We start from the raw sequence: 20,747 nt of genomic DNA, 5'->3' as shown, positions 1-20,747 counted from the left end.
CGTGTCTCAGAATCGAAGTTGAAGGTCGAACATGATGCGGGCCTCGCGTTCGCGCACGCCGTCGTAGGGACGGCTGATGCCGGCGATGCTGATGCCCGCTTCGAGTTTTTCGTCGAAGCGCACCCGAATTCCGTAACCGGCCGTGGCGATGGCTCCGGACCCGTATCCGCGTTGCGAGTAGATGCCCGCGCCCAGCATGAAGCGATGTTCCAGCACCGTGTCGTAGCGCCGGTACAGCGTGTGTGTCAGGGATAGAGAGGGCAGGACCGACAGGTCGGCGCGCGGATTGAAATAGGGCGTTTCCTGATGCGTGTTATGCGAAGCCGAAACTTCCAGGTGGCCATCGAGCTTGAGGTGCGGCGCGGTGTACAGCCGCTCGCGGCCGGCCACGGCGCCTTCGATGCGGCGGTTGCCGTCGCTGAAGCGAGAAGGCGAGAGCGTCAGGCTCCATTCCCGCCGTTCGTTGGCCCGCCACCGGACGTAGGCGTCCAGGCGGTTGGAGGTGATGTCGTTGGCCAGCGCCTTCAAGGGGGTCTCGCGCGAACGGAAGGCTACCTGGCCGCCTATCTGCCACTGGTCGCTCAAGTCGTAGGCGCCTTGTATGCGCGCTCCGATCTTGGCGCCCTGGCCGTAGTGGTTGGAAGACACTTCCGCCTCGGCGGTCAGGCCCCGGCTGCGCCATTCGGCGCCGGCCCGGAACCAGTGGTAGTCGGCGTCGTATTCGTCGAAATCGGCTTTCGCCAGGCCGCCGCCGGCAAAGCCGCGCCAGTTGTAGCCTATGGGCGGTGTGTAGACGACGGTGTCCACTCCCAGATCGCGATTGCCGGCCACCGGATTGTCCGACGCCAGTCCGCGCGTCGCCGAAATGCGCAACTCGGCGCGGTTGTGGCGTTCCCAGTCCCGCGCCAACTGACGCACGTGGGCGTTCTCCGGAAAGCGCGCGTTGACGTCCGAGATCAGTATCTCGGCCTGCCTCCACTCCTGCAGGCTCATGGCCGTCTTGCCCTGTTCCGACACCACGGCCATGGAGCGGGGCGTATGGGTTTCGGCGATTTTCAGTTCCTGCTCCGCGCGACGCGGCCATCCCCGCGCCAGGTAGACCTGGGCCAGTGAACTGCGCAAGCCGGAGTGTCCCGGCGCGCGGGCCACCATCTGCTCCAGGCGTCGCTGTGCTTCTTCGGCGTCGTCCGCGTAGTGGTAGCCCAAGGCCGCATATTGGCTGGCTTCCAGATTCAGATCGTTGGGCTCGGGCAGCGGCGTGCCTTTCAGATAGAGCCAGGCGGGCTGTTCCTGCAGGGCGTCCGCCATCACTGTGTGCGCGTCGTCGAAGCGCTCCGATTCCACGAAGGAGTAGAAGAGGCCGGACTGGTGGCTCAGCCGCACCGCCGGGTCCACCGACGCGGCGCGTTCCGCATTGAGAATCTGCAAATACAATTCGGCCGCTTTCTCGGGCTGGCGCATGTCGAGATAGGCGTCCGCGACATGTCCCAGGGCGTACTGGGGCACGGCCACGCCCTCGGCCTGCAGGCTCTCGTATTCGCGCACCACGTCGCTCATGCGGGCTCGCGAATGCAGGGCGATGAGCCGGTCTACGCGCGCCCGCTGCGCCTGGGCCTGGGCGTTTCCGGCCTGAGCCGGCTGAGGCGCCCCGGTGTCTTCTTGCAACAGCGCGTCGTAGGCCTGCAGCGCCTCGTCCGCCACGGCGTAGCGCGTGGACTCCTGCCGCGACGGCCGCGAGGACAGCCGCGTCAGTTCGGCGGCGCGGTCGCCTTCCAGCGCGCGCAGCCGGGCCGGCGGAAAAAGTTCGGGGTGCGCGCGCGCCGTCTGCAGTGCGGTATCGGCAAGGCCGGCGGCCGTCAAGGCGTCGACGTATTCCTCTACCACGCTGGCGTTTGCCGGCGCCAGCGCATACGCTTTGGAGGCGGCTTCCAGGGCGGCATAGGGCTGATGGTTGAGCCTGTGCGCGTAGCTCAGCACGAGAAGGCTGGATGCGTCGCGAGGAGACCGCCGCACCTGTCCGACGGCCATGTCGAGGGCCGCGCGGGCGTCTCCCGAGTCGGCCAGCACCAGTGTTTCTCCCAGGCGGAAATCCGCATCCCGGGGAAAGCGGCGCATGCCCTCGCGATACAGCGACAGGGACTCGGACCATTGGCGATCGTCCCGATAGGCCCGCGCCACGGCGGCCAGGGCGGCGCGCGGCAAGGGCAGGGCTTCGGAAGGCAGGGCCCGGTACAAGCGGATCACTTCCTCATGGCGACCCGCCCAGCCGGCGACGATCAATTGATCGTGCTTGATGCGGGCGTCCTTCGGATGGAGCCGGGCCTGCTCGGCCAACTGTTCCAGCGCCCAGGCATGACGACCGGCGCGAGCTTCTTCGATCACATGGCGGTATTCTTGGCTTGTCGTGCTGGTCTTGGCCTGGGCCGCGTTGGCCGCGGCGAGTACCAGCAGAAAGACCGCGCCGTGCAGCAAGCCGGCGCGCAATGCCGCTGGCCGTGCCGCCGATGGCAGAATGTTGTGGTTTCGGACGGCACGGCGCATTGGCTTATTCCCCTCATGTTCAAACCCCTGGCGAAAATGTTAGACAAAGTGCAACAGCGGGGCATGAGCCGTATGGCGGACCGCATGCGAGAAGAAAGACTTAAGCCAAGTGAAGGGGGCCGAAAGAACGCTTACACGGCAAAAAAATCTGTGCTAGAATTTCGTTCTTTACTTCTTAGCCATACGCATTGACTGCGCTTTAACTTGCTCAAATAGCAAAAAGCGCAAAAAGCGGGTAATAACGAGAAGTAAGCAGTAGATGTGGGGCAGTAGGCCTGCATAAGCGGTAAATTCAAGCGGTAAATTCGGGGCGTAGCGCAGCCTGGTAGCGCACTTGCATGGGGTGCAAGGGGTCGAGTGTTCGAATCACTCCGTCCCGACCAAAATTCTCCAAAAAGGGGCAAGACCTTGGGTCTTGCCCCTTTTCTTTTGCCCGGGTTTTTTGTGCGCGGCTGCGGATGTTACCCTGTAAGGGAAAGTACGGGGAAACTGCGGCGGCGGCGCCGTTGCAGCCGTTTTGACGAAAGAAGAAGGAGATAAGTATTGAATTGTCGCAACGGTGAGGGCGCCTTTGCCGTCCTGGTGCAGAATCTGCTGCTGTGCATAGTGTTTCTCGGTCTTTTCGCGCTGACGCCCATGGCTCTGGCGCAGCAGTCGGCCTCTTCGGCCGAGCCGGCGGATTCGACGCCGGCGCAGGCCGAGACTTCGTCTACCTCTTCCGCAGGCCCCGCCACCGGCGCGGCCGTACCTTCCTATGCGGCCTTGGCCGACCTGCTCGAGAATGAGCGGTCGCGGCAGGCCCTGATCGCACAATTGCGTGAACTGGCCGGGGAAACGACCGGCAATACCTCCTCCGCGCAAGGCGAAGCCGCGGGACCTGCGGCCGAACGGCAAGGCGCGAGCGGCGATGCCGCGGCGGACCAGCGCGACGAAGACCCGCTGCGCGGCACGGCCGGCGCACTGCAGGGGTTCGCGGCCGGCCTGGCCCAGGACTTCTCGCAGACGGCGGTCATGCTGCGCGGGCTCTTCGCCGGCGAGGGCATCCATGGCATGACGGCCGAACAATGGCGGTCGCGCCTCTTGAATCTCGCGCTGGTCGTCGCCGCCACCCTGGTCGCGTTTGCCGTCTTCAGGCTCATTGCCCAGTGGTTCTTCAGGCGTCTGGACGCATGGGTCAGGTCCAGCCAGGCAGAGAAGCCGCTCAGCTCCTCACACGGGCGGCGGGCCGTGCGCCTGACGCCGCGTGTGGGCGCCATCGTCGGCGCGCTGGCCATCGATGCCGGCGCCATTCTGTTGGCCGCCCTGGTGGGCTACGGCCTGGCCTTGTTCATCCAGGAGCAATGGCGCACGTCCATCCTGCTGGCCCTGATCTTCGTCAGCGCCTTCGTGGCCGTCGAATTTGCACGTTCGCTGTGCCGGGCCGTGTTTTCCGAGCGCCACCCCCATCTGCGCCTGTGGCACATGGACGACGCCCAGGCCAGATACTGGAGCGCCTGGCTGCAGCGCATCATCAGCATCACGGGTTACGGCATGCTGGTCGCGGTGCCCGTCGTCCAGCAGATGCTGACGCCGTCGGTGGGCCAGCTTGCCGGGCTGTTCATCATGCTGGGAGTCTACATATACGCCGTGAGGGTGATCTGGACCAACCGGCATGACGTGCGCGGCCGCCTCGAGCAGCGCGCCGAATCGGCCTCCAACGCCTTTTTCTCCACTCTGTACCGGATTGCCGGCAGGCTGTGGCATTGGGTCGGCCTGGCGTATTTCACCGCCTTGCTGATCGCCACGCAAGTCGATCAGCAGGACGCGCTGCCCTTCATGGCGCAGGCGACGCTGCGCACCTTGATCGTGGCGGGCGTGGCGACAGTGCTGGCCGCCGCGCTTTCTTCATTGCTGACGCGCCGCATCACGCTTTCGTCCGACCTGCGCAGACGCCTTCCCTTGCTGGAGCAACGTCTGAACTCTTACGTGCCGGGCGCCATACGCCTGTTGCGCGGCGTCATCCTCGTGATCGCCTTGCTGCTGGTGCTGGATGCATGGCACGCCTTCAACTTGAGCGAATGGCTTTATTCTCCCGAAGGGCGCAACGCCATCGCCACCGTGGTGCACGTGGCGGTAATACTCCTGTTCGCCATGGGGGTCTGGACGGTGGTGGCCAGCATTATCGAAAGCCGGCTCAACGACGACAGTTCCTCGGGACGCACGACGGAAAGACAGAAGACGCTGCTGTCCCTTTTCCGCAGCGCAGCGCTGGCCGTCATCGTCACCATGACGGTGCTGGTCGTGCTGTCGCAGATAGGCGTGAATATCGGCCCCTTGATCGCAGGCGCGGGCGTTGTCGGCCTGGCTATCGGTTTCGGCGCCCAAAAGCTGGTCCAGGATGTGATCACGGGCGTGTTCATCCAGCTTGAAAACGGCATGAACCACAACGACGTGGTCGAAGTGGCCGGCATCTTCGGCACGGTCGAGAAAATCACCATCCGCTCGGTGGGCATACGCACGCTCGACGGCGGCTATCATCTGATTCCGTTCTCGGCCATCGACAAGGTGTCCAACCATATGCGCGACTTCGGCTACCACTATGGCGAATATGCCATCGCCTATGGCGCCGACGTGGACGAAGCCGTCCGCCATCTGCATGCGGCGTTCGACGAGTTCATGCAGGACCCCGAGCTGGCCGGCATGGTGCTGGACAACATCGAGATTCCCGGCGTGACCTCGCTGCACGAGCGGGGCTACAACATCCGCGTGCTGATCAAGACGGTGCCCGGCATGCAATGGCCGGTGCAGCGCGGCTTCAACCGCCTGGTGCGCAAGCGTTTCGCCGAGGTCGGCATCGACCTGCCGTATCCCCAGACCGTACTGCATTTCGCCAAGCCGCAGCCCGGGGATGCCGAAGGGCTGGTGCTGCAGCAGGCGCCGGAGGAGCCTCGCCCAGAAGCGGAGCCGGGCTCATCCGAGGCGCATGCGCAAAGCGGCGAAAATGTCGGACCGGCCCGGCCGGCCTCCGGCTCCAATCCCGGCCCGCTGGGGCCCGCGCCCAGCGGGCCTGATACGGGCGACGTTCCCGATTCGGGCCGCTGACCGGCTGCTGGGTGTCAACAGGCCCTAGCCCACCTGGAAGGGAGCTTCCGGGTGGCGCACGCGGCTGGCGCGCTGGGTGCTCAGGCTGTATATGAGCGTGAGCGGACCCAGCCGCCCGACGAACATCAGTACGATCAACAGCAGATGACTGGGCGCCGAAAGGCTGGGCGTGAGATCGCGCGTGGCGCCTGTGGTGCTCAGGGCCGAGACGACTTCGAAGAGAATGTCCAGGAAGCGCGCTTTCTCGATGATGCACATCAGCAGGGTGGCCACGAAGGCCAGTGCGCCGGTCACCAGCAGCAGGGCCAGCGATTTCTGCACGGTGTCGGGCGCGATGGTGCGCCGTAGCAGCACGATTTCGCGGTGGCCGCGTATGTACGACCAGGCGGCCGCCAGCAGAACGACGAAAGTGCCGACCTTGATGCCGCTGGCGGTGCTCAGCGAACCTCCGCCGATGAACATCAGCAGCATCAGCACCAGGGTGGTCTCGTCCTGCAGATGGACCAGGTCGATGCTGTGGAAGCCGGCGGTGCGCGAGGCGACGCTTTGCAGCCAGGCGGTCAGGGCCTGGGCATGCATGGGCAGGGCGCCCAGCGTGTGGGGATTGCCGTGCTCCAAGGCCCAGATCAGCAAGAAGCCGAACACGTTCAGCAGCAGCGTGGCCAGCAGGATGATGCGGGTATAGGAGGTAAGCAAACCCCATTTGCGCTTGGTCCGGACGTCGTTCACCACCGAGAAGCCGATGCCGCCCAGGATGATGAGAGCGGTCGTGGCCAGAATGGTGATGGGGTCGCCCAGATAGCGGCCCATCGCCGTGCCCGGCAGCGCCATGCCGCCATTGTTGAAGGCCATGATGGTGTGAAACACGGCCTGGGCCAGGGCCTGCAGGAAGCCGGTGCCGGGCAGCCACCATGCCGTCAGCACCAGGATGCCCATGAGCTCGATGGCCGCGCTCAGCTTGAATACGACGAAGGCCGTGGCCCGGATCTTGGACACGCTGGTCTGGTTGAAGGCCTCCAGCGCCACGGCCTGGTACTGCAGGGCCACCTTCTTGCCCAGGGACATGGCGGCCACCACCGCGAAGGTGACGAAGCCCAGGCCGCCGATCTGCACCAGGGCGGCCACGACCGCATAGCCGAACGGCTGTAGATGCGTATCGGCGTCGAGGATGCTGAGGCCGGTGACCGTGACCGCCGAGGTGGCCGTGAACAGGGCGGTGAAGAAGCCCAGGGGCTTGTCGGCGGCGAAGGGCAGGCACAGCAGGCCGGCGCCCAGCACGATGAGCAGCATGAATCCGCCGGCCAGCACCATGGGCGGACTGGCGCGGAACACGCCGCCGGTGCGCAGCTTCTTGTACGGGCCGCGGCCGGGCCAGAGCTTGAAAAGACGCATCTGCGATCCTGTGGCCCTAGGCCAGTTTGGGAGCGATGGCCTTGAGCGCGTTCAACTGGCCCAGCAGCACCAGCACGTCGTTGCCGTGGACTTCGAACTCCATGGGCGGATGGACGGTGATGTCGGCGCGCCGCTTGACCATCAGCACATGGAGGGGCGAGGGGGTGTCGCGCAGAAAGCGACCGATGGGCGCGCCGTCGAGCTGCTCGCTGACGTGGATCTCGACGATGAATTCGCCGTTGCCCAGCGAGATGTAGTCCTCGACCATGGGATAGCTGAGGGCCTGGGCGATGCGTATGCCCATTTCTTCTTCGGGATGGATGATGCGGTCGACGCCCAGCTTGTTCAGGATAAGGTGGTGGGCATGCGACGAGGCCTTCACCCAGATGGTTTTGACGCCCAGGCTTTTGAGATGGACGACGCACAGCAGGCTGGTCTGGATGTCGGTGCCCACGGCCACCAGCACAACGTCGTAATTGTCGACACCGAGTTCTTCCAGGGCGTGCTTGTCGGTGACATCGGCGATGACGGCCCGGGTGAGCTCATCCGCGTACTTGGCCACCAGCTTGTTGTCCATATCGACGCCGAGCACGGAATGCCCCAGCTTGATGAGTTCCTGAGAGGCCGCCGAACCAAATCGGCCCAGCCCCATAACGGCAAATTGCGCCATGTTTTTACTGCCTGAAAGTGGTTTGAGCGAGTATATCCGGTCGAACTATGTTAATTTTATGAGTACTAGGGTTTACCTTAATACAAATTTCGTCATGACCAGTTTGTTTGAACCCGTCCGATTGGGCGCCGTGTCCCTGAAGAACCGCATCGTGATGGCGCCCCTGACGCGCACGCGCGCCGCGCCGGGACGCATACCCAATGAATTGATGCGGCAGTACTATTGCCAGCGCGCCAGCGCCGGCCTGATCGTGACCGAGGCCACTTCGATTTCGCCGCAGGGCGTGGGCTATCCCAACACGCCCGGCGTATGGTGCCATGCGCACGTCGAAGGCTGGAAAAAGATTACCCAGGCGGTGCATGACAAGGGCGGCAAGATATTCCTGCAGCTCTGGCATGTGGGGCGTGTTTCCGACCCCGAGCATCTGAACGGCGAGATTCCGGTCGCGCCCAGCGCCATCGCCTGCGAGGGCCACGTGAGCCTGTTGCGTCCCAAGCGCGAGTACGTCGTGCCCAGGGCGCTGCAAACCGACGAGATCCGTGGCGTGATCGCCGATTTCGCCCAGGCGGCGCGCAACGCCAAAGAGGCGGGCTTCGACGGGGTCGAAGTGCATGCCGCCAACGGCTATCTGATCGACCAATTCCTGCACGACGGCTCCAACCAGCGCACGGACGAATACGGCGGCTCGGTGCAGAACCGCGTCCGCCTCCTGCTCGAGATAGTCGATGCCTGCGTGGGCATCTGGTGCGCCGATCGGGTGGGGGTGCATTTATCCCCCCGCGGCGACACGCATTCCATGAACGATTCCAACCCCGAGGCGCTTTTCAGCTATGTGGCCGAGCGGCTCGGCCAGCGCAAGCTGGCTTTCCTGTTCGTGCGTGAATCGGCCGGGCCGGACAGCCTGCTGACGGACATCAAGCGCCTGTTCGGCGGACCGGTCATCGCCAACGAAGGACACGATCTGCAAAGCGCCCAGCGGCTGCTTGACGAGGGCCGTGCCGATGCCGTGGCGTTCGGCAAAGCCTTTATCGCCAATCCCGATCTGGTGCGCCGCCTGCGCGAAGACTTGCCTCTGAACACCTGGGATCCCGCCACTTTCTACGGAGACGGCCCCAAGGGCTATACCGACTATCCCTGCGTGTCCGCCTGTAGCACCTCCGCGCTGTCCGCATAGGGCCTGTTGACACCGACTAGGACGCTGGCCTGTGGGCCGCCGGGGGCGTATGATTCGGACAGTATCATCAGGCGGAGAAACACCATGAAGGCATGGACGACGGTTCTGGCGACGAGCCTGCTTGCAGGATGCGCCCTGGGTATACAGACTGACGGCAGTTCGCCCAGCGTGACGTACACGGTGCCTTACAGCTACCAGGTCGTCTATATGCGGGCCGCGCACCAGGCCAACGAGTGCCAGTACGGAAACAGCGAGGTCAAGGTGCAGAGCCGCATCGACCCGGCCATGAACACCGGCGTCGTGTCGGTGCTTGATCCCATCACCGGCGTGGAAATGGCGCGCACCAGCCTGAAGGCGGTCGATGCCAGGCATACCGAGGTGGTGCAAATCGTTTCCGGGCGGGGTTCATGGAACCAGGACGTGCTCAACGCCATGCAGCAGTCCATCCGCATGGACGCTTCGGTATGCCACGTGTATAAATGAATGCGGCCGTCCGCGCGGGCAATGACAGCGCGCCGGCGGGGCCGTGCCCCGTAAAATCCGTACATCGCCCGGCCGGCGGCATGCCGCCGGTTTTTTAACGCTCAATCCGCCGCGCGCTTGCGCCGCACGATCTTGAAGGTGGCGCTGGCCGTGGCCAGCAGCGTGCCCTCTTCGTCGCGGGCCTGGCCTTCGCAAAAGGCCAGCGAGGCCCCGATGCGCAGGCAGCGCGCCTCGAAGATCACGGTGCCCCGGGCGGGCGCCAGGAAATGCGTGGTCATATCGATGGTGGCCATGCCGGTGCCGGGCTCGTGGGCGCGCGCGGCGGCGCTCAAGGTGAAATCCAGCGCGCTCATCAATGCCCCTCCATGTACGTCGCCCCGGCTGTTGGCCAGGTCGGGCCGGTGGGGCATGCGGGTGCGGGCCAGCTCGGTCGTCAGGTGTTCGGGCACCAGTCCGATGGACGCCATGAACGGAATGCTCAGCCCGAAGTAGTCGGGCGAATCTTCTTGCGCCGGGCCGGAAGGGCTCGAGGTACGGGGGCTCATGGGTTGAGCCGCGCCTTGACCTTTGCGGATACGGCGGACATGTCGGCCTTGCCGGCCAATGCCGCCTTGACCAGACCCATGACCTTGCCCATGGCGGCGGGGCCGCTCGCGCCTTCGGCGCCGACCTGGGAAATGGCCTGCTCGATGGCGGCGTCCACTTGCTCGGGACTGGCCTGTTCGGGCAGGAATTCCTGCAGCACCTGCAGCTCGGCTTTTTCCTGCTCGGCGGTTTCGGTACGGCCGGCCTGCTCGAACGCGGCGATGGACTCACGGCGCTGCTTGACCTGTTTCTCGATGATGGCGGTCACTTCGGCGTCGTCCAGCTCGCGTCTTTCGTCGACTTCTTTTTGTTTGATGGCGGCTTGAAGAAAGCGCAGCGTGGCGAGGCGCTCGCTTTGCTTGGCGCGCATGGCCGCTTTGACGGCGTCGCTCAGTTGGGGCTTGAGCGTGTTGCTCATGGTGAGTCCTGGAGAGTAAAGGGCGGTCGCTTGGACGCCGCATTGTAGGGAATGGCCTGGGCCGGGCATTGTCCATCTCATTTTAGCGCAGGCTTCGGCAGTGAGTGTCGCGTGGAAGGGCGTTTCTGGGTTCTTGAGCGGCTTGCGTTGGCGGCTGTCCATGGATCCGTCTCGATGCTCAATGAAAACTCAATGAAAATTGCGGCTGCGGGTGGGCAGGGTGCCGAGCAGGAAGCTCAGGTCGATGAGACGGCCCGCCATCAGATGGCGGACGCCTTCGTGCTGCTGCCACACCCCATGCACCGCCATCAGGCGTGATTGCAGCAGCGGCACGCGCTGGCACTCGGCCACCTGGGGTCGCACGATGACGTTGACGATGCCGGTTTCGTCTTCGAGGCTGACGAAGATGATGCCGTTCGCGGTCTGCGGCCGCTGGCGCATGGTGACCAGGCCGCAGGCCCGGGCCAGGCGGCCGTCGGGATGCTGCTCGAGCTGGGCGGCGCTGGCAAAGGGCCGCAGTTCGGGCAGGCGGCGCAGCAGGGCCAGTGGATGCCGCCGCAATGTGAGCTGCATGGAGTGGTAGTCGGCCAGTATTTCGCTGCCTTCGGTGGGAGGGAGCAGGGCAGGGGCGTCCGTGTCGCGTACCGGGGCATTGCGCAGCAGGCCCTTCAGGGGTGGATTGGCGGCCTGCCACTGTGCCTGCCGTCTGTGGCCGCTGAGCGGACGCAGGGCGTCGGCGCCGGCCAGCCGTTCGAGGTCGGCGCGCTCGAGGCCCGCCCGCAGGGCCAGATCGTGCTGATCGCGGAATGGGCCTTGCCGTCGCGCGGCTTCGATGCGCAGGCCGGTTTCTTCGGAAAAGCCCTTGATCTGGTTGAAGCCGAGGCGGACCGCGGGCCGGGGAGCGCCGTCGTCGGATGACGTCGCTAAGTGATCCGCCACATCATGGGCTTGAGATATGGCTTCTAGAGCATCAAGCCCGTTGGACGGACTCATGCCTTTGGACGGCCGTCCACCGCCGGTCAGGCCCTTTCCATCGGGCAGGACGAGGCTGGTTTCCCATAGGCTGGCCGTGACGTCGACCGGTAGAACTTCGACGCCATGCCGCCGGGCGTCCTGTACGAGCTGGCTGGACGAGTAAAATCCCATGGGCTGGGAGTTGAGCAGGGCCGCCAGAAAGGCTTCGGGTTCACGGCGCTTGAACCAGGCGCTGAAATAGGCCAGCTGGGCGAAGCTGGCCGAATGGCTTTCGGGAAAGCCGTATTCGCCGAAGCCCTCGAGCTGCTTGAAGATGGCCTCGGCGTAGTCTTCGTCGTAGCCTTTTTCTTTCATGCCGTTGATCAGTTTGGCATGAAAAGGGCCGATACCTCCTTTGCGCCGCCAGGCCGCCATCGAGCGGCGCAGCTCGTCGGCCTCGTCAGGCGTGAAGCCGCCGGCATCGATGGCGATCTGCATGGCCTGCTCCTGGAAGATGGGTACGCCCAGGGTGCGCTCCAGTATCTTTCTGATGTCGGGATGGGGGTAGTCAAATTTTTCTCCGTTGCGCCGGCGCAAGTAGGGATGCACCATGCCGCCCTGTATCGGTCCGGGCCGCACGATGGCCACCTGCACGACCAGGTCGTAGAACACTTTGGGCTTCAAACGCGGCAGCATGCTCATCTGCGCGCGTGATTCGATCTGGAAGACGCCTATGGTGTCGGCCCTGCGGATCATTTCGAAGGTGGGCTCGTCGTGGGCCTCGATATCGCCCAGGGTAAAGCACCGTCCGCGCCGCTGCGAAACCATGGCCAGCATGCGGTTCAGGGCCGACAGCATGCCCAGGGCCAGCACGTCGACCTTCAGGATTTTGAGCGCGTCGAGGTCGTCCTTGTCCCACTGCACGACGCTGCGGCCGGGCATGGCGGCGTTTTCGATGGGTACCAGCCGGGCCAGGTTGTCGTCGGCCAGGACGAAGCCGCCCGGATGCTGCGAGAGATGGCGCGGAAAATCGCGCAGCTCTTGTGCCAGGGCGGCCCACTGCCGGGCCAGGCGCGAATCGGGGTCCAGACCCTGTTCGATCATTTTCTGGATCAGTTCGCCCTTGCCGTCCCAGTGGCGGCAGGACTTGGTCACTTTTTCGATCAGGTCGAACTCCACGCCCAGGGCCTTGCCGGTGTCGCGCAGTGCGCTGCGGGCACGGTAGGTGATGACCACGGCGGTGAGGGCCGCCCGCTTGCGCCCGTATTCCTTGTAAATGTACTGGATGACCTCCTCGCGCCGCTGGTGCTCGAAATCGACGTCGATGTCGGGCGGCTCGTTGCGCTCGGCGCTGATGAAGCGGGCGAACAGGGCGTTGCCGTTGACGGGATTGACCTCGGTGATGCGCAGGCAATAGCAGACGGCCGAATTGGCGGCCGAACCGCGGCCCTGGCAAAGAATGCCCTCGCGGCGCGCAAACCGCACGATGTCGTAGACCGTGAGGAAATAGGGCTCGTACCCCAGCGAGGCGATGATGTTCAACTCGGTTTCCAGCTGGGCCTGTACTTTGGACGGTATGCCCTGAGGATAGCGTCCGCGGGCGCCTTCAAGCGTTTCCTGGCGCAGGTACTGGGTGGGTGTCAGGCCTTGTGGAACGATTTCGCGCGGATACTGGTAGCGATCCTTGATGCTGTTGAGATCGAAACGGCAAAGCCGGCTGATGGCCAGGGTTTCTTCCAAAGCCTGCGGCGGATACAGCTGCAGCAGGCGCAGGCGGCTGCGCAGATGAGGCTCGGCATTGGAAGCCAGGGCATAGCCGCACTGGGCGATGGGGGTGCGCAGCCGGATGGCCGTGAGCGTGTCGTGCAGGGGCTGGCGCGAACGGCTGTGCATATGCACTTCGCCGGCGGCAGTGATGCGCAGGCCGTGCTCTTGGGCCGCTTGCTGCAGCACCATGGCATGCCGGGCGTCGTCTTGGCGATGGTGCAGGGTGAGCCCCAGCCAGAAGCCATCTTGAAAGGCATGGCGCAAGCGCTGCAGTTGCCGCCGCAGCGCTTCGGCCTGGATGCCGTAGGCGGGCTTGAAGATGATGGCGCAGCCGGGCAGGCCGCGCAGATGAGTGAGGCCTTGCGGCGGTTCGAGGATGTCTTGCAGGCTTAGCTGGTACTGCCCCTTGGGTGTGCTGCGCGTGCGCGCCAGGGTGATGAGTTCGGCAAGATTGGCGTAGCCTTCGCCGTTGCGCGCCAGAGCGATGATGTGCAGTTCGTCTGCGGGCTCGTCGGCGTCCAGCCGGAAGCGGCTGCCGACGATGAGGTGGATGCTGTGTTCCAGCGACTCGATGTATGCCCGCACCACCCCCGCTACCGAGCATTCATCGGCCAGCGCCAGGGCGCTGTAGCCCAGTTTGGCCGCGCGCCGGACCAGTTCGTAGGGATGGGAGGCGCCGCGCAGGAAGCTGAAATTGGAGATGCAGTCCAGCTCGGCGTAGTCGGGAAGCGTGTCAGGCTGCATGATGCTATCCGAAAAGGCCGTGCAGGAACCAGCGTGCATCCAGGGCGGCGCGCTGGCGGTAGATCCAGTAGCGCGCATGCTGTGCATCCTGGGCGATGAAGTAATCGCGCTGCTGGTGCTTTTCGCTCCACCAGCCGCTTTCGATGCGCTCGGGTCCTTGTATGAGGCGCAGGCGGCGGCCTTGGTACAGGGGAGTGTGGCGGTCGACCTGCAAGGCCAGGGGCGGGTCCAGCAGCCAGAAAGGCCGGGCCTGCTCCGGCAAGGCGGGTGCGGCCTCGGTGGAGGGTGCGTCCGCCTCGGCGGCGGGCACCCAGCGATTGGCGGCTTCGGGCAGATGGCTGGCAAAAGGCCTGGCTTTCAGGATGTGGTCTTCGCCCAGGCGGGCGCGCAGCAGGTCGAGCAGGCGGCTTTCCTGGCGGGCCCATTGAGCGGGCTCGGGGAACAGGCCTTGGCTGCGCGCCATGCGCTCCCGGGTTTCGTCGACCCGTAGTTCGATGGCGATGACGTGGTCGGGCAGGACCAGCCGGCTGAAATGCTCGGCCAGCGCAGGCAGAAAGTCGTCCGGACGCCAGCCCGGCTGGGACAGGGACAGCTCCAGCATGGAGGGCGGCCGGGCATGGCGGCCTTTTTCGTGATGCAGCATGAACGAGAGCCGGCTGGCCGAGCGGTGGCCCGCCTGCAGCCAGCCGCAAAGCTGGTCGATGAGCTTTGCGGCCACGGCCTGCACGGCATGGACGTGCTCCAGGCGCTGCAGCGTATCGTGGCGGCGCCCGAACCTTGCCGGCGGCGTGACCCAGGTGCAGGGTGGAGTGTGGCGGCCATAGGCGGCATCGATGGCTTGCATGGCTTCGGGCCGGGTGCGTTGCTGCAGACCTTTGCGGGGCAGGCGGCGCAACTGGCCCAGGGTGGAACAGCCCAGGCTCTCCAGCCATTCGAGCCAGGGGTGCAGAGCGGGCAGGCAAGCGGCGGACAGGGGATCGAGCCGCCGGGACAAGGTGGCGGGCTTGAGCACCCGCCGCCGCCGGGTTTGCGTCTGCAGAGCCAGCGCCCAGGCTCCTTGGCAGGTAGGGGCCATGGCCAGGCTCGGATTCAGGCCGAGGCCTTGCAGCGAGTCTTGCACCCGCCTCCATAAGCTGCGGGGGCCGCCGAACAGGTCGAGGCTGGCGTCCACCTCCATGGCCAATGAATGCGCATCGAGCAGGGTAATGTCGGGCGTGAACTGCAGCAGGCAAAGCAGCGCCTGCTGCAAGCCCTGGGCTTCAGCCTGGAAGTCACGGCGGCTGAGCAAGGCCTGCGGCGCCCGCGCCCGCGCCGTGCCGTGGCGCATGCCGGGCGTGATGCCGGCCTCGAGCGCGGCCGGTGTCAAGGCGCAGACTTGCTCCTGATCGAGGACGGCCGCGGCCAGCTGCCTAGTGCGCCAATGAGGAAAAGCGGCGTCCAGGCTGTGAAAGGGCAGGTGAAGGCTGATCCAGAGAGACATGGGAGGCGGCTGAGCTGGAATAGGCGCGTTCGGGATGCAGGACGATGGGCACCGTGTGCCCGCAGGCCGGCCCGCGACGCTTGAGGATGGACACCTGCAAGCCCTGCTCGGCCGGCCGCAGCCCCAGGCGCAGCGGCGCGGCGCAGGGCTGTCGGGTGTCGGCCGGCGAACGCAGCATGACAAGCAGGGTGTCGCTTTGCTGGGCGGCCAGATGCAGGCGGCGCAGCGACTGGGCCCGCGCGCCGGGCGCCCAGCAAAGCAGGGCCGAGCAGGCGTTGTGCCGAAGGGCTTTGTCGCAGGCCCACAGAGTGTCGGGAAGGCTATCGGTTTGCACCCAGAGCAGGCGCTGGCCGTGCAGCCCCCAGTTGGTCCAGCAATGGAAGTGCGGCGCGCAGGGCGGCTGGATGAACATGATGCTTCGTTCGCCGCCCAATTGAGCCAGGGCCGGGCGCAGCAGGGCGATCTCGCCGATGCCTGGACGTTCGAGGGAGATTTCGATCAGGGCGCCCAAGGGCCAGCCCCGGCCCGGCAGTTCGTCGTCCAGTTGGCTGAAGCCGGTGGACAGGGCGGGGCGCTGGGCCTGGGCCAATTGGGAGCCTTTCCAGAGACCGGAGTGGATGCGCTCGGGGTGGCGCAGAATGGAAGAGGAAAGCTTCATGGGATCGCGCTTCGATACTGTATTTATGTACAGTATATATCAGGCGGATCGGCGATTTCCAACCGGCCGGCGGTTTGTCACAAAAGGCCGGCCTGGGCTAACCTAGCTTCATACATTCTTGCTTGTGTGGAACCGATTTTCATGACTACACCCAAAGGGCAAATGCCCATGCCGCTGATCTACGTGCCCGCGCAGGGCGCGCCCAAGCAGCTTTTCGTCCTGCTTCACGACGACGCCTCATCACCCGTGCAATTGAGCCAGCTGGCCCAGTCCGTCAAGCAGGCCTTTCCTCAAAGCATGGTCGTGCTGCCCTATGCGCCGTTGCGTTCGGCCGATACCGCCCACCATTGGTTCGAACAGAATGGCTTGACCGAAGAAAACTACGTAGAGCGCGTCAAGACGGCCCTGCCCGCCCTGATCAACCTGATCCAGCGCCTGCAAAGACAATACCAGCTCGAAGGCGAGCACACTGCGCTGGCGGGCTTCGGCCAGGGCGCCACCATCGCGCTCGAGGCGGTCCATGCCCAGTTCGATCTGGCGGGGCGGGTGCTGGCCTTCTCGGGCTGTTACGCCCGCTTGCCGGACATGGCGCCGCCGGCCACCACCCTGCATCTGCTGCACGGCGAAGAAGACCCGCTCGTGCCGGTCGAGTTCATGCGCGAAACACACGAGCATCTGGCCGAGCTGCAAGGCGACGCCACCCTGGACATCGCCACCAAGGTGGGACACGAATTGCACGACGCCCTGATCCGGCAGGCCATATACCGCTTGCAGACCTGTGTGCCGCTGCGCAGCTGGAAAGCCGCTTTGGGTGAATTGCGCAGCGACCCCGACGTTCCCGACCTGAATGATCTCGACCCGCCTTCACGGACACTGCACTGATAAAACCCGGTCGTGGCCAAGGCCATGTATCGCAGCGTCAGGAGCCGTGCGCCAGGGCGGGGCGCTCAGCCACGATGAAAGGCCAATCATGGCGTTCAACCGCCACCCCTTGCGGGTCGTAGGTGATTTCACTGAAAAAGCCGCGGCCATCGCCGCTTATGGCCACGACGGTGGAGCAGCGCGTGCCGTATTCGGGGCTGACGATGAAGGGGCTGCTCAGCAGGCGCTCACGCTCCAGCGACAGGCCGGTGCTCGGCAGCGCGTCGTCTTCGGCCGGGGTGGTGTCTTTCAGAATGTCGAAAACCGGGTTCAGGGTCTTGGCCAGTTCTTGCAGGGGGTATTCGTCCAGCCGGGTTTTCAGCCTTTGAGTCTTGGGCCAGGCCGTATTCAGCAAGTGGTTGGACAACACGTATCTGCCGGGTTCGAGTCCCATGGCCCGGCCCTCGCCATGCCGGTTGCCCACATAGCAGGTTTGTCCGAGGTCGCCCACGATGAGGTTGAAGCCGTTGTAGCGGCCGCCTTGCCGGGCGACCCGGGCGGCGTAGTCTTCCGGCGGTATTTCCTCTCTCAAATAATCGGCGACGAGCGCGCCGCGTGAAGCGGCCTGCGGATCGTAAGCCATGTCGCGATAGTTGGTCAGCAGGCCGAAGCGGCCCTGGCGCGTGACGCCCAGCCAGGTGCCGCCGGCCATTTCGTCGATGCCCGCCAGCAGATCGGGATGCGCCGGCCAGGGACCCGCCGCCGTGGTGGGGCGGGCGTGGAATTCGTCGCGGTTGGCCGCGATGAACAAGGGCCAGTCGGGATGGGCGCCGATGGCCAGGTAGGCAATGCACATGATCTGTCGAAAGGCTGGTGTCGATGAGCCTTAGCTTACTGCATTTGTATGCCTAGCCTCATGGCGCGCCTCCATCATTGCTTCAGCCTCTTCAGTTCGCTGCGCATGGCAAGGGATAGCCGGCCGTGCTTGTGTGATGGCATTGCCTCATTGCGGCGCCCGGCTTTCTCCCACGGTGACGCGCTTCATGAGGCGGCGCTGGCTGCCGTCGAAGTCGCGGCGCGCGTGCATGGCGCAGCGATTGTCCCAAACCAAGATGTCGCCCGCCTGCCAGCGGTGCGCGTACACGAAGCGCTCATCCTCGGCGTGGTCGCACAGGCTGTCCAGCAGCTCGCGGCTCTCGGTTTCGCTCAGCCCCAGGATGCGGTCCGTCATGAGGCGGCAGACGAACAAGGCCTTGCGCCCGGTCTCGGGCACCGTCCTGACGACCGGATGCACCGCCGTCGGCGCGTCCTGCGCCAGCTTCTTGTTCTCGGCGTGGGTCTGGCCATACTCATAGGTGTTCAAGGCGGTCAGCCCATCCAGGCGCTTGCGCGTGTCGGCCGGCAGGGTCTCGTAGGCCAGGCACATGTCCGCGAACAAGGTTTCCCCGCCGGCGTCGGGAACCTCCAGAGCATGCAGCACGCCGGCCTTGTTCGGCACCTTCTGGTGGATGCGGTCGTAGTGGAAGGTCAGCTCGCCGTCGGGCAGGGCGCCCACGGTCTGGCCGTTCTCGCGGATGTTGGAGATGACCATGATTTCGGGCCGCGAGGCCAGCGACGATCGCCGTCTCGCGTTCTCGATTTTGCCGAAACATGCTCCGAAATCGACCAGTTGGTCTTCGGACACAATCGGCCCATGGATGACGAGCACGTGGTACTTCAGCCAGGCATCGTACAGTTGCCCGGCTTCGTCGGGACCGAGGCGGGTGATGTCCAGACCGGTCACGCGCGCTCCAAGCGGGGCATCGAATGGAATGAAGGAAAGCGCCATTTTCGTCTCCCGGCCGCGCAAGGCTGGCGGCCCAAGTTCTAGTTCGACAATTTGTTCAGTTGCATGAAGGCCTGGTTGCAGCGTTCGATTTCCGCCCGATCCATCAATGGGTCCACGAAGCGGATGCTTGCCCCCTTCGGCGAAGAAGCCAGTTTCTTGACGGGCGAGTAGTAATCCATCTTCAGGATGAGGGGCTGTGCATCGCTGATCATGTATTCATAGAACAGCAGCGCCGCATGCGGATTCGCCGGCTGGCGCGATACCGCGATGCCGTTCGTGCGCGCGATGATGGGATCGATGGCGAACCAGTCGACCGGCGCCCCTTGGCGCTTGGCCTGGTCGATCATATAGCTGTAGGTGGTCAGTCCGATGGGCACCTCGCCCGAAACGACCATGTTCGCAAGCAGGGAGTGTCCGCTGCGCACCGACCATTTATTGGTTCTGACGATGTCGTCGAACAGCTGCTTGCCTTGTTCCTGTCCCAGATGCTCGACCTGTCCGCAATACCAGTCACCGTCGCTGGCTTCCACGCCCAGCTGTCCCCTCCATTTGGGATCGCGCAGATCGGCATAGGTCTTGGGCAGGTCCGCCTCTTTGATGGCGTTGGTGTTGTAGGCCTGTACGAACAAGGTGATGAACTGCGGCGCCCAGCCGCGATGGGAAGGCATGGCGTCTTCCAGCAGGGTGGCATGAAGCTTCGAGTCGACCTGCTGCAAGAGGCCTTCCCGGTACAGCGCTTCGAGCTCGGGAGAGGAAATATCCACGACGTCGAAATTCCACTGGCCGGCCTTTTTCTCGGCCACCATGCGCTGGACGACCTTGAGCGTGGAGGCGCGCCACACATTGACGTGCACGCCGTAGCGTTTCTCGAAATCAGCGGTGAGCACGGCCATGTCCTTCGACGGAATGGAGGTATAGAGGGTAAGCGAACCTTCCCGGCGCGCCCGTTCCACCAGCTGCTCATGGCGCTGCGGCGTGTCTTTGAAAGCCAGGTCGGCGAACGAGGCGGCATGGGCCGGAAAGACGCAAGCCGCCGACAGGGCAATGGAGGATACCAGGCTTTTTATGCTCATATGTATCATAAGGATGTCTCCTCGAGATGAGCTTCGGTTATAGCACGCTCCTGGGAAGAAATAAAATTTTTCTGTATAAAGGGATAGTGTTCTTTTATATGGAAAATTTTATTGACGTATGACAAAGCCCGGTGATAGAGTCGGCCGTGCCTGGCCCGGGTCGCGACAGGAGGCATCGCCGGGCGTTGCGCCATTCGAAGCGCATCTACAGCAATGCATCAGGAGACACGATGAAAGAAAGACTCGAAGGCCGCGTAGTGATCGTCACCGGCGGTGGACATGGCATCGGCAAGGCGTACGCCGCAAGGCTTGCGGCGGAGGGCGCCAAGGTGGTCATCGCCGAGATAGACGAAAAGGCGGCGCAGGCTGTTGCGCAGGAACTGAGCGATGCCGGCCACGAAGCGTTGGGCGTGCGTACCGACGTGTCCGACCCCGTCAGCGTGGAACAAATGGCCGAGGCCGCCGTCCAGCGCTTCGGCCGTATCGATGTCCTGGTCAACAATGCCGCGATATTCGCCACCGTGCCCATGTCGCGCTCGCCTTTCGACGAAATCGGCATCGACGAATGGGACCGCATGATGTCGGTCAACGTGAAGGGCACCTGGCTGGCCAGCCGCGCCGTCATCCCGCAGATGCGCAAACAGGGCTACGGCAAGATCGTCAACGTCAGTTCGGGCACCGCGCTGAAAGGCTCGCCCAGCCGCATCCACTATGTCACCTCCAAGGCCGGCATTCTCGGCTTCACCAAGACCTTGGCCAACGAAGTGGGTAAGGACAATATCTGCGTCAACTGCGTGGCGCCCGGCAGCACGCTGTCCGAAGAGAACCCGGACGACAGCATCGTGAAGATGCGCACCCAGGCAAGCGCTACGCGCGCCCTCAAGCGGGTGCAAAGCCCCGAGGACCTTACCGGCGCGGTGGTCTTCTTCGCCTCGGCCGACAGCGACTTCATCACCGGCCAGACCCTGGTGGTGGATGGCGGCTCCTGCATGCATTGAGGCCGCAGGCGGCCGGGCGCCGCCTTTTCCGATTGGAGGA

16 protein-coding genes and 1 tRNA gene are annotated in these 20,747 nt (G+C 64.5%); 6 read left to right on the top strand and 11 right to left on the bottom strand.

All coding sequences use genetic code 11. The features are described from left to right. Positions 1-6 precede the first annotated feature (6 nt). Entirely contained in the window at positions 7-2,541 is a 2,535-nt protein-coding gene (pgaA, locus tag CSC67_RS18610; RefSeq protein WP_118995956.1) for a poly-beta-1,6 N-acetyl-D-glucosamine export porin PgaA, read from the bottom strand. Positions 2,542-2,847: 306 nt separating this feature from the next. Here pgaA and CSC67_RS18605 point away from each other — a divergent pair. Together CSC67_RS18605 and CSC67_RS18600 are read left to right on the top strand one after the other, a co-directional pair. Beyond that, a tRNA-Pro gene (locus tag CSC67_RS18605) sits at positions 2,848-2,924 on the top strand. Between the two features lie 160 nt (positions 2,925-3,084). Continuing rightward, complete coding sequence (locus tag CSC67_RS18600) at positions 3,085-5,622, top strand: mechanosensitive ion channel domain-containing protein (protein ID WP_118995955.1); 2,538 nt, start codon at positions 3,085-3,087, stop codon at positions 5,620-5,622. Positions 5,623-5,646: 24 nt separating this feature from the next. Here the strand turns inward: CSC67_RS18600 and CSC67_RS18595 are convergent, their stop codons facing one another. Both CSC67_RS18595 and CSC67_RS18590 read right to left on the bottom strand, forming a co-directional pair. Then, on the bottom strand, positions 5,647-7,014 hold the full coding sequence (locus tag CSC67_RS18595) for a TrkH family potassium uptake protein (RefSeq protein WP_118995954.1): 1,368 nt from the start codon (positions 7,012-7,014) through the stop codon (positions 5,647-5,649). Between the two features lie 16 nt (positions 7,015-7,030). Then, positions 7,031-7,684 (bottom strand): potassium channel family protein, encoded by a 654-nt coding sequence (locus CSC67_RS18590; RefSeq protein WP_118995953.1) that lies wholly within the window; start codon positions 7,682-7,684, stop codon positions 7,031-7,033. A 94-nt stretch (positions 7,685-7,778) separates the two neighbouring features. Here CSC67_RS18590 and CSC67_RS18585 point away from each other — a divergent pair, with 94 nt between their 5' ends. Together CSC67_RS18585 and CSC67_RS18580 are read left to right on the top strand one after the other, a co-directional pair. Beyond that, entirely contained in the window at positions 7,779-8,858 is a 1,080-nt protein-coding gene (locus CSC67_RS18585) for an alkene reductase (protein WP_118995952.1), read from the top strand. Between the two features lie 84 nt (positions 8,859-8,942). Further along, positions 8,943-9,341, top strand: coding sequence for a BPTD_2524 family lipoprotein (locus CSC67_RS18580; RefSeq protein WP_118995951.1), 399 nt, complete (start codon positions 8,943-8,945; stop codon positions 9,339-9,341). Positions 9,342-9,442: 101 nt separating this feature from the next. Here the strand turns inward: CSC67_RS18580 and CSC67_RS18575 are convergent, their stop codons facing one another. The 5 genes from CSC67_RS18575 to imuA form a co-directional block, all read right to left on the bottom strand. Further along, positions 9,443-9,886 (bottom strand): PaaI family thioesterase, encoded by a 444-nt coding sequence (locus CSC67_RS18575; protein WP_118995950.1) that lies wholly within the window; start codon positions 9,884-9,886, stop codon positions 9,443-9,445. Then, on the bottom strand, positions 9,883-10,344 hold the full coding sequence (locus CSC67_RS18570; protein ID WP_118995949.1) for a GatB/YqeY domain-containing protein: 462 nt from the start codon (positions 10,342-10,344) through the stop codon (positions 9,883-9,885). Before CSC67_RS18570 ends, CSC67_RS18575 begins: the two co-directional genes overlap by 4 nt. 189 nt (positions 10,345-10,533) lie before the next feature. Continuing rightward, positions 10,534-13,809 (bottom strand): error-prone DNA polymerase, encoded by a 3,276-nt coding sequence (locus tag CSC67_RS18565; protein ID WP_118996026.1) that lies wholly within the window; start codon positions 13,807-13,809, stop codon positions 10,534-10,536. A gap of 4 nt (positions 13,810-13,813) precedes the next feature. Beyond that, positions 13,814-15,289, bottom strand: a complete 1,476-nt coding sequence (locus CSC67_RS18560; protein ID WP_118995948.1) for a Y-family DNA polymerase — start codon at positions 15,287-15,289, stop codon at positions 13,814-13,816. Beyond that, positions 15,219-15,947, bottom strand: a complete 729-nt coding sequence (imuA, locus tag CSC67_RS18555; RefSeq protein ID WP_118995947.1) for a translesion DNA synthesis-associated protein ImuA — start codon at positions 15,945-15,947, stop codon at positions 15,219-15,221. The genes CSC67_RS18560 and imuA overlap by 71 nt, the downstream gene beginning before the upstream one ends. A 141-nt stretch (positions 15,948-16,088) precedes the next feature. Between imuA and ypfH the strand changes: the two genes are divergently transcribed. Beyond that, positions 16,089-16,829 (top strand): esterase, encoded by a 741-nt coding sequence (gene ypfH, locus CSC67_RS18550; RefSeq protein WP_118995946.1) that lies wholly within the window; start codon positions 16,089-16,091, stop codon positions 16,827-16,829. 37 nt (positions 16,830-16,866) lie between these two features. On the opposite strand, the gene CSC67_RS18545 is transcribed toward ypfH, so the two are convergent. The 3 genes from CSC67_RS18545 to CSC67_RS18535 all read right to left on the bottom strand — a co-directional run bounded on the left by CSC67_RS18545 (position 16,867) and on the right by CSC67_RS18535 (position 19,709). Next, positions 16,867-17,664, bottom strand: coding sequence for an NRDE family protein (locus CSC67_RS18545; protein ID WP_118995945.1), 798 nt, complete (start codon positions 17,662-17,664; stop codon positions 16,867-16,869). Between the two features lie 147 nt (positions 17,665-17,811). Then, positions 17,812-18,636 carry a TauD/TfdA dioxygenase family protein gene (locus CSC67_RS18540; RefSeq protein ID WP_118995944.1) on the bottom strand — a complete coding sequence of 275 codons (825 nt, stop codon included), beginning with the start codon at positions 18,634-18,636 and terminating at the stop codon, positions 17,812-17,814. Between the two features lie 38 nt (positions 18,637-18,674). Then, entirely contained in the window at positions 18,675-19,709 is a 1,035-nt protein-coding gene (locus CSC67_RS18535) for an ABC transporter substrate-binding protein (protein WP_245220290.1), read from the bottom strand. A gap of 230 nt (positions 19,710-19,939) precedes the next feature. Between CSC67_RS18535 and CSC67_RS18530 the strand changes: the two genes are divergently transcribed. Continuing rightward, positions 19,940-20,707, top strand: coding sequence for an SDR family NAD(P)-dependent oxidoreductase (locus CSC67_RS18530; protein ID WP_118995942.1), 768 nt, complete (start codon positions 19,940-19,942; stop codon positions 20,705-20,707). Positions 20,708-20,747: the final 40 nt, after the last annotated feature.

The organism is Pusillimonas caeni, assembly GCF_003545815.1.
GTDB lineage: Bacteria > Pseudomonadota > Gammaproteobacteria > Burkholderiales > Burkholderiaceae_B > Pusillimonas > Pusillimonas caeni.
Note: the sequence above shows the minus strand (reverse complement) of the source record. Positions and strands in the feature narration are given on the sequence as shown.